At 43.4% G+C, this 9774-nt stretch carries 8 protein-coding genes, 1 tRNA gene and 1 pseudogene; 3 read left to right on the top strand and 7 right to left on the bottom strand.

What is annotated here, in order from left to right; genetic code table 11:
* Positions 1–220, top strand: a 220-nt coding sequence (locus tag QZZ43_RS06815) for a hypothetical protein (protein WP_291857328.1), incomplete at its 5' end; no start/stop codon positions are given.
* A gap of 66 nt (positions 221–286) precedes the next feature.
* On the opposite strand, the gene QZZ43_RS06810 is transcribed toward QZZ43_RS06815, so the two are convergent.
* The 4 genes from QZZ43_RS06810 to QZZ43_RS06795 all read right to left on the bottom strand — a co-directional run bounded on the left by QZZ43_RS06810 (position 287) and on the right by QZZ43_RS06795 (position 4833).
* Positions 287–859 (bottom strand): flavodoxin family protein, encoded by a 573-nt coding sequence (locus QZZ43_RS06810; protein WP_291857327.1) that lies wholly within the window; start codon positions 857–859, stop codon positions 287–289.
* A 4-nt stretch (positions 860–863) separates the two neighbouring features.
* Positions 864–2573 carry a glutamine--tRNA ligase/YqeY domain fusion protein gene (locus QZZ43_RS06805; RefSeq protein WP_291857325.1) on the bottom strand — a complete coding sequence of 570 codons (1710 nt, stop codon included), beginning with the start codon at positions 2571–2573 and terminating at the stop codon, positions 864–866.
* Positions 2574–2798: 225 nt separating this feature from the next.
* A complete protein-coding gene (locus tag QZZ43_RS06800; protein ID WP_291857323.1) occupies positions 2799–4202 on the bottom strand; it encodes an SEC-C metal-binding domain-containing protein in 1404 nt (467 codons plus the stop codon).
* A 127-nt stretch (positions 4203–4329) separates the two neighbouring features.
* Positions 4330–4833: a hypothetical protein gene (locus QZZ43_RS06795; RefSeq protein WP_291857321.1), complete on the bottom strand. Its 504-nt coding sequence runs from the start codon at positions 4831–4833 to the stop codon at positions 4330–4332.
* 470 nt (positions 4834–5303) lie between these two features.
* On the opposite strand from QZZ43_RS06795, the gene QZZ43_RS06790 reads away from it, so the two are divergent.
* Positions 5304–5606, top strand: a complete 303-nt coding sequence (locus tag QZZ43_RS06790) for a hypothetical protein (RefSeq protein WP_291857320.1) — start codon at positions 5304–5306, stop codon at positions 5604–5606.
* A gap of 183 nt (positions 5607–5789) precedes the next feature.
* Here the strand turns inward: QZZ43_RS06790 and QZZ43_RS06785 are convergent.
* The 3 genes from QZZ43_RS06785 to QZZ43_RS06775 form a co-directional block, all read right to left on the bottom strand.
* Positions 5790–5860, bottom strand: a tRNA-Cys gene (locus QZZ43_RS06785).
* 188 nt (positions 5861–6048) lie between these two features.
* Positions 6049–6417: a dihydroneopterin aldolase gene (folB, locus tag QZZ43_RS06780; protein WP_291857319.1), complete on the bottom strand. Its 369-nt coding sequence runs from the start codon at positions 6415–6417 to the stop codon at positions 6049–6051.
* 42 nt (positions 6418–6459) lie between these two features.
* Positions 6460–9324 (bottom strand): bifunctional fucokinase/fucose-1-phosphate guanylyltransferase, encoded by a 2865-nt coding sequence (locus QZZ43_RS06775; RefSeq protein ID WP_291857317.1) that lies wholly within the window; start codon positions 9322–9324, stop codon positions 6460–6462.
* Positions 9325–9428: 104 nt separating this feature from the next.
* On the opposite strand from QZZ43_RS06775, the pseudogene QZZ43_RS06770 reads away from it, so the two are divergent.
* Positions 9429–9774: pseudogene (locus QZZ43_RS06770) on the top strand (hypothetical protein); the annotation flags it as partial.

Here is a 9774-nt window from a genome sequence, read left to right as displayed (position 1 = left end):
CACTCTAAAAACTACGGTTCTTCCATCGAAATCGTCTAAACTCATCTCACTTGCTGCGCGCGTGAGATTCAAACAAAGACGATTCTTCGATGAAACAACCTTGTTTTTAGGCTTACCTGCCAAGGTCGGCACCCAACAAGCACGACAGCTCTGTTACAATAATTATTTTGGACTGGGTTATCCCAAAACCAACAAAAACCTATTTCGGGACAAAAAATAATCAAAAAACTTATTTCATGAATATTGAAGGGTTCGACAATATCCAGGCAACCGTGGCTACTGCCTTCTAATTCACCTTTTTCAGCAACCAGGCCATATTCTCACCCAGGGTGCGCATGGTTTGGAGACCTTCCTCATCGTTCAGTACATCACCTTTCTCTTTCCCATAGCCCACATTCCAGTACGACGAACCGGGAATAATCATCTCGGTAATCAGAAAAAAACGGTTGATGCTGTCGAAAGCTGTCATTGCTCCGGCGCGACGGGCGACTGCAACGCCGGCACCTACTTTGCGTCTGAGCGGATTGCCTGCTCCCCGCAGGGCATAACCGGATACATCAATCAAAGCCTTTAACTCAGGCGTTATATCTGCAAAATAGACCGGAGAACCGAGAATAATACCGTCAGCCTCTTCCATCTTCGCCATACATTCATTGAGAACAGGATTGTTGATGTGGCAACGTCCATCCTTTTCCTTACGACATTTTCCACAGGCAGTACAACCGTTGACATCTTTGCCTCCAATATTTATTAATTCGGTTTCCAAGCCCTCTGCCTCAAGCGTTTTAAAGACTTCCCGAATCAGCAGTTCCGTATTTCCTCCCCTGCGGGGACTTCCGTTAATAGCCAGTACCTTCATAAAATTATTTATTCAATTTCGTCCAAGTCTCACGAAGTGGAACAGTTCGGTTAAATACGAGCTTGTCGGGCGTTGAATCGGGATCTACAGAAAAATAACCTAGTCTCTGAAATTGAAAAGAATCGAGTTCTTTGGCCTCCTGCAATGAGGGCTCAACGCGACAATTTTTCAGCACGGTCAGCGATTCAGGGTTGATAAACTCTTTAAAATCCTTGTCTTTATGTCCCGCAGGATCTTCGTCCATAAAGAGGCGGTCGTACTGACGCACCTCTGCAGGCACACTGTGAGATGCACTGACCCAATGCAGGGTTCCTTTTACTTTTTTGCCGCTGGTATCGTTACCACTGCGGGTTTCGGGATCGTATGTGCAATAGATTTCTTCAACCTCCCCGTTTTCATTCTTCTTAAAATCCTCACATTGAATAATGTAACCATTTTTCAAACGAACCTCACGACCGGGGCCCAAACGAAAAAATTTCTTCGGTGGTTCCTCCATGAAATCATTACGTTCAATGAACAGTTCACGGGTAAATGGAATTTTCCGACTTCCCTGACTTTCGTCCTCCGGGTTGTTGATGGCTTCCATCCACTCCACAAGGTCTTCGGGATAGTTGGTGAGAATCAGTTTCACCGGGTCAATCACAGCGTTCACACGAGGGGCCTTTTTATTCAAATCCTCCCGAACACAATGCTCCAGAAGAGCCACGTCAATAATATTGTCACGTCGGGCAACCCCAACTCTTTCAGCAAAAACACGAATGGATTCCGGAGTATAGCCACGTCGGCGCAATCCCGAGATGGTTGGCATCCTTGGATCGTCCCAACCGTTTACGATACCTTTTTGCACCAGTTCCAGCAAACGACGCTTGCTCATCACTGTATAGTTCAGGTTGAGGCGCGCAAATTCAATCTGACGGGGACGACGTTCAGGGATAGGTTCTCCATCCAAAATCTGATCCAGAAACCAATTATACAAGGGACGGTGAACCTCAAACTCCAGTGTACAGATAGAGTGGGTAATGCCCTCAATAAAGTCACTTTGCCCGTGAGTAAAGTCGTACATTGGATAGATACACCACTTGTCGCCAGTGCGGTGATGACTTTTATGAATTACCCGATACATAATTGGATCGCGCATATGCATATTGGCAGAAGCCATATCAATTTTGGCACGCAGTACCCGTTCGCCTTCTTTAAACTCCCCGTTTTTCATGCGCATAAAGAGATCCATGTTCTCCTCCACACTACGGTTACGGAACTGACTCTCCACACCCGGCTGAGTTGGCGTTCCTTTCTGAGCAGCAATTTCATCAGCACTCTGATCATCCACGTAGGCTTTGCCAACTTTTATGAGTTTTACAGCCCACTCAAAAAGCTGGTCGAAATAATCCGAAGCATAATGCTCTTCTCCCACCCAGTCGAAACCAAGCCAGTGAACATCTTTTTTGATAGAATCTACATACTCCACCTCCTCTTTGGCAGGGTTGGTGTCATCAAATCGAAGATTACATCCGCCACCATAATTTTCAGCCAATCCAAAGTTGAGACATATTGACTTTGCATGACCGATGTGCAAATAGCCGTTAGGCTCTGGTGGAAAACGCGTCAATACTGCTCCTCCGTTCTTCCCTGCGCTCAGATCTTTATCTATTTCCTGATGAATAAAATTGCCTTTGCCGGCTGATGGCACTCCGCCTTCGGTAGTATTGCTCATAATTATCAATATTAATTCTATTGCGTTTTGGGGTTTTGAATTACCAGTCCTGAGTCCGGGTTTCTGGTTCCGATGTTTCAGGTTTTAATTCATTAACATATAACCTGTCATTAGGTGGCAAAAATAAGGTTTTTTGGCCGGTAATAAAACAGATGCCACGGACTTCATCTATTAGTCCATTATTTTCGAAATTTTCCCATCCACTTCAAAATAACTACAAAGACTTTATTTCCCGCAGCACTTCTTATACTTTTGTCCACTTCCACATGAACAGGGGTCATTCCGTCCGGGCACTTTCTCCACACGCACAGGCTCAGGGGACGATAAAAAATCATGCAAAAACCGACCATCTTCAATAAGGGGCTCAGTCACAATTTTTTGCTCATTGAATCCCTTTTCAGCACCTTCTATAATATATGACCGCATCTCCCCTAATTGCGACAACTCTTCAATAATTTCATCTTTCACCGAATCAAAATCACCAACCGGGAAAGAAAAACTTTTTCTAAAAATGTTTCGCTCTACTTCAAACTCCACCTCTGAAATACATTCAGGCTTATCCCAGGTATGAATAAAGTCAAACCGCCATAACCCTGATACAAACAAACCGATTATCTTCCCCTTCAACCGTCTGGCAATCAAACAAAAACCCTCAAAAACCTCTTTCGAAATTAATCCGGCTTGAAAAAGAAACTCATACACATAAACACTCCCCCATAAAACAGCAGCCATTTCATGTTTATTATCTCCAAAAAACCAGCTATGGTAACCTGCAATAAACTCTTCAAAAGACGAACCATCAATTTCAAAACGCTCATTTAGGGTTTCCCCGGATGCATCCTCCCTAAACCAGTATTTCAACAATTCATCCCAGAAAAATCCGCTTAGAAAGAAACTAAATCTCTTTTGCGCCATGAACTGAAGATAATTACCTTCAATTTGAAACAGAACATTCTCATACTCACCTTCATACTCCACCTGCAAATAATCAACATCAAGCGACCTGGCACACAGGCCTTTTGCCATGGAATTCAGTAAAGAAATATCAAAATTAAAGTCGTATCCGGATGAAACCGATAACACTTCATCAACATCAACCTCCTCATTCCGGAGGCTATATTCCTTTTCCAAAGTAAAATAGAAACCACAAATAGCCAGATAATGTGCTGCACCTCCGACTAACTGACTGGAATCCCTGACTTTTTGGAAGGATTGTCCCACTGCCAGTTCAGCCAGTTCGGAATACTGATAAAACCTGAGGGTCTTAAAAGCCTGAAGAAACTGATCAAACTCCTGAACCGGGTGTTTCAAAAAATTCTGAAATGCCCTAATTACTTCATTTTTGTCGCCAAGAAAACAATTATAGTCAACCAGAAAGTCATCCATATACTGAAAATACTCCTGATACAGCTCCGGCTGACGTTCACGCAACAGCTCAATAAATTTGAAAACCTGTGGGAATCTTTTATCATCTATATAATGGCCTACGGTTTCTAAAATTACTTCTCCTACATCATAGTTTTCCATGACATCTTTCGGCAATTCTGTTGAAAAAAATTCGCAGGTCAGCTCAAAATTTTCAAAAACATCGCGATCAAGATATTGTTGCCAATATTCATCTACAGTCATTCGAATGAGTTTTCCGGTTAAAAAAAATCAAAGATAAAAAAAGAGGATGAACAAATCAGGATATTAACCCGATTTACTCATCCCCGGCACATTCGATATATTAAATTATGAAAAGCTATTACATTTTTTATTGAGCCGCGATATTCTGAATATTCTTCAGTAAATTGGGGAAATAACAAGCAATAAGGCCCAGTGCTTTTTCCACAGACACCTGACTGTTGACTATTTTCTCCTGACGACTCAAAGCCTCTTGCGAAAGAAACATATTATTAGTCTGTTCAGGAAGCACTCTGAACGCACTGTTTGAAATATCAGTAGCTCCAAAACCGGATTTTTTACAGACATACTGAATCTCCATCACGCTACTTCGCACAATAAAGTCGTTGCATCGTTTGCGCTCATTCAAAAGAACTGTAACCGGAGCATTTCCATTTTCATATTCAATCTGAAATTTCCGGACAGTTTCGTTGTCAATGATTTCTGCCTCAAGTTCGGTAATCTGGTATTCTCCCAAAGCAGTAAGTGAATTACCTGTTAGTACAGAAATAGCATCTCCCGCAGCCATTACAGAAGTTCCTGTAAAAATGATTACAAAGAAGATGAGACCTGAGATTAAATTTATTTGTTTCATAACTACCTGTTTTTTGTGATTGTTTTTTGTTTCTGCGCATGGATTATCAAAGTGCGTGCCAATAAATACAACCACCTGACAAAAAGTCTCTTAACGACCAAAACAACGATCTTCTTTTGTCCATTTTCGCATATAAGATGTTCGTAATCGAACAGTTAACTTTTTTTTTAAATCAAAACACGTTAATCAACAAAAACCCTCCACTTACCACAGGCATTGCTTTCACAAACTAGTTCATCACAAAAATGCATACTTATGCTAAAGCAAATCAATCCAGGGTCATTATGATTTACTATCGGTATTTGACACCTTCAGCATCCTACCCAATACAAATAGTCTAAATTACAGGAGCCCCTCAAATTCCGGTCTATTATTATTAAAGTTATGTCTCCAAAGACTCATTAATTAAGGACTAAAGACTTTACATCCCGTGTTAAAACCCTTATATTTTACCATTAAAAAAAGAGACAATGAAATATTCCAAATATCTGCAGGTAGATCCGGATTTTTACGAAATTCTCGAAGCAACCGTTCATAAAAACGATGTACAGAATGTATTCTTTTTTCTTCCTGACAACACTTTAGGGCAGGTAAAAGGAAAATACAACGGCCTCAACAAGAATAGTGAAGGGGAATTTGTAACGCTGAAAAACGGAGAATTTGCAAGACTCGATCGCATCATTACAATTAACGGGAAACCAGGCCCTGCATTTGATGAATACGACAACTATTCCAACGAATGTTTATCCTGCAAGGCGGGTTATGATGAGTAGCATACATTATGCAAACTAACAATTTATTGGACTTTAATTCCAGAAATCTAAAAGTTCACACTCACATATTTTTGTTCTGTAGCTGACTCAGACTAACCATTCTCTTCCGTTTCCTTGGTGGGAGCCGGAAAGGTTCCACAACAAAGAAGACCCCGCATAAAATGCGAGGTCTGTAAGGAGTTGAGGTCGGTGGCGGATTCGAACCGCCGTACGCGGTTTTGCAGACCGCTGCCTAGCCACTCGGCCAACCGACCATAGTGTTGGTCAAAAATGCGGTGGCAAAAGTAAGGATTTTTTCTGTTTGGGGCAACAAATTGTTGTAAATTTTAATTTGCTTCTGTCCGGAGAATTATTATTGTCCCCCATTCCGTGACCCGCTTTGCGAAAGGTTTCAATCCCCTGGTTGCTCCAGGAGTAATTCAAATAACATCAGAAAAGCAAATTACCTTTCCAATGTAACACTCACATTTCTCATTTGTCCGCCCATAGGTGGGTTCATTTTTGAAATCTTCACCCGAACCCACTCAATTTCAGAAAAATGCCTGTGCAGGGAATCGATTACACGGGCTGTAACATGCTCCAACAAGTTGGAAGTCTGCTGCATTTCGGTTCGTACCAAATCGTAAACCTTCACATAGTTTAGTGCATCGCCGATATCATCGGTTTGCATCGGTATTGACATATCTGTGCGGATAGAAATATTGACTAAAAACCTGTTGCCCACCACATTCTCTTCGCGAAAACAGCCGTGATAGGCATAAAATTCCATCTCCTCCAGCTCTATAACCCCTGATTTTATCTTTGAATTCATAGAAATCTCCTTTGAAGCACAAAAGTATAAATAAAAACCCAATCAGGACCTGGATATTTCAAGCCCCTGGTTATTAAGTTCCATGTCTACAAAACGCGCTCTGTTGTTGGGAGGATTTTGAATTAATTGTTCCCTTATCCGGGCAGCTGCCAGTTCATCTTTGGCACACATCAGCAGATACCCGCCACCCCCTGCTCCCAGGAGCTTATGGCCGAGACTGAAATCTTCAATGTGCCCAATAACTCTGGAAACCTCATCTGTGGTGGTTCCGGGATCCAAAGCCTTATTTAACTCCCAGGAGCGCTTTATCATTCTTGCAGTTTTTTCATAATCGCATTGCTGAATCGCCTCATAAGTCTCAAAAGCGTGTTCTTTAATGGCATCAAGAATTCTCAACCGGCTCCCCTGGTTCAGGAACATTCCCCGAACAATCTCTCCCAAGATATTTTTGGCAACCCGGGTAATTCCGGTATAATAAAGTAACCAGTTTTGTCTGTAGGGTGTTTGAGTCAGCAGCAGATCAGGCAACCATCGTATTCCCATCTGTTCCTGCACTCCGGGGGTAGTTTCCAGCAGTTTGATGCCTGGAAGGATACCTCCGTACTGGTCCTGCCAACCGCCCCCGGTGGTGAGCATCTGCTCAAGAATTAATGTGCGGTGTGCAATGGCCTGCTTGTCCCAGGAAAGACTGCAAAAATCGGCCAGAGCCCCGAGAATGGTAGCTGCCAGAATGGAGCTGGTTCCAAGTCCCGATCCCTTGGGAATGGCAGCCAGAAGGGAAATCTCAAAACCACCTCCAAAATCCTGCAGTTGCTGCTTTAACGAGCTATATTTCACACCGGAAAAGGCGGGATGAAAACCTGCCAGACAAAGGGCCGCCCGTGGAATGGAAAAAACGGATCCCACAGTGTTATGCAGCTCCAAATCATCATAAGTGGTAATAACCTCCGAGACTCCGTTGTCAATAGAACGCAGAACAATATGAGCTTCATCCGACAACCGCACAAAAACCTGAAGTGGAGGCTGTCCGTTTAAATTAACCGCCATATTCAGCACCCGCCCACCCGTTTGCAAACAGTAAGGTGGCGTATCACTCCATCCACCGGCCAGGTCTAAACGTGCAGGACTGCGTCCCCAAACAATCTGATCGGGGTAAACATTTAATTTCGGAATCTCCCTGTGCTCTACCGAATTAATGATTGAATTTCTGAGCACTGAAAAAGCTTTTGTTTCATCATTTTCGCCATCCATTCCTGTGCGTCTGCTAATTTCTGACCGAAGCATATAATTCCGAAACCTGACCATTGAAGGCTCAGTTTCAGGCAACTCTTTTGGGATAGGCAAACCGCCCCGTACAAAATCATCGGCAACCTGAACCAAATCGGCCTGATAAAAAACACTGTGTTGATGGTTTTGACAAAGGGCCCTGACATTCTGCCTTCTCAATTGCTGTCGTTGCACTTCCATTCGTTGAACATTGGCACGACTGCTGATATCGGAGGCCGATAAACGCTCAACAGACAGCCACCGTTTTTTCATTTCTTCGCCGGAAACCCGTTCCCCAATCATCCATTCAATCAAATCAACAGTCAGCTCTTCCTGCTTCAACAAGGGGAACAGCTTAGCCTCTTGAATGTCACCATCTTTCAATATCCCTGCCTCCGGAAATGAAATATCCCGCTCGTTCAGCCACTCACTAAATTCTCGGCCAAACCACTGCGTTTTATCGTTTCCTGTGGCACCCGAAAACTTGTCATCAATATGATATGGTCTCAGACAAAAAGAGTCCTCATCAATGGCCACCACATCCAGACACAGGCCGGAAGCAAGTTCCAGCCTCCAGTTATTTTCAGGAATTCCGGTAATTACATGATGATGATTCAGCTTCCAGGAGCCCTGAACCACGCTGTTCTCTATCCAGATATGGTGATTTTCTTCTCCCCACGAAATGCCGGTTGTGAGTGAATTCTGCACAAATAAAGAAGGATGTGGTTTCACCCGGTTGTGCCAGATTGCCCGCCGGTCTTTAACGGTATTCTGAATTTTCTCGGTAGAGCTAATCAATTCCTCACTAGTGCCATAGTGATAAAATTCTCCTTTCTCCAGGGGAACCAAAGCCACCGACAACTTATTCAACTCATGATTCCGGTCAGATGCGTTATCGCCCAGGCAAGTTCCAAAAGAGCTGTACAGATCATAAAAAGAAGGTACTTCTCCACTAAAGGCTTTTCCGTCCCAACCGCATTTCTTCATCAGCAGGTCAACAGCCCGATCGCTCAACAGCCACACTCCCACATCCATCATAAACAAATGCGAAGCACTCAGATTCTCTATCTCCCTGTGCGAAGGTTTCTGAAGCATAAAATCCAATCGTGAAGGATTATTTTTGGGTGTAAAAAACACCCCGTGTCTTGATGCCAGATGAGGATCCACCCATATTCCCAAACAAACTACATCAGCATCGGGAAGTTCGGCAGGAAGTTTGTTGTATTGCACGAGCACATCGCCGCTTGCAACCAGCGTATTACAATTGTCGGATGAGATCTCCATCAGTCGTTCAAAAAGCGGCAGTTGCAGATCCAACAGTTTCTGGTCCAGCCGCTGACCCCGGCTCCACCGGAAAACAGGAATAGGGGTCAGCACCTTACCCAACGGGGCATAGGCAGGCAAACGCCGGCTTTGACCACCGGCATGGATAAGAATTTTTTTTTCGCACTGTAAATAGTTACAGAAATCGGAAGTATCAGACGATTCAAAATGTTTTGCCAATAACCAGGCAGTTCCGCCTCCCGAGCCCACTTTACGGCCTGCAGGATCGCTTGCAACAAAGAAATCACGGCCTTTTGCGGCCTCTAATACATTAAAGGAAGAAACAATATTTTCGGGAACCGACAGTAAAGTTTGCATAAAAAAGAAAGTTAACCGTAACAAATGGTTGTCTGTACAAATATATACACTTGTTTTCGGAACAAGCTTTCCCACATTCTATTTTTCAATATCTTTGCGACGTAATGAAGAAATTATTCATAATAAATATAATGCTGCTGACTCTGGGAACTTCAGCTGTAGCCCAGTTTTTGCCAGGCGGTAACAGCCAGGGTGGAGGAGGCAGAGGCTTCCCCACCATGCAGCAGGGTGGCTTTCAAAACAGCCCAAACCAGAATCAGGCTGGAAACGGGGAACAGGAAGAAGGAAGCCAGCTCCCCACAGTCCCCAGCGAAGTGAAAAACTGGCTGTTGGTAGACGATTTTAGTCTTTCCGATACTGTTGCAGTAGATACTATTTCCACAGGATTTCAGATTTACAACCCAATTTATCAGCATTCCATTGCCAACGTATTTACAGGTAACCTGGGAG

The sequence above is a fragment of the Marinilabilia sp. genome (assembly GCF_016278715.1).
Lineage (GTDB): Bacteria > Bacteroidota > Bacteroidia > Bacteroidales > Marinilabiliaceae > Marinilabilia.
This window is presented reverse-complemented; position numbering and strand designations above follow the sequence as displayed.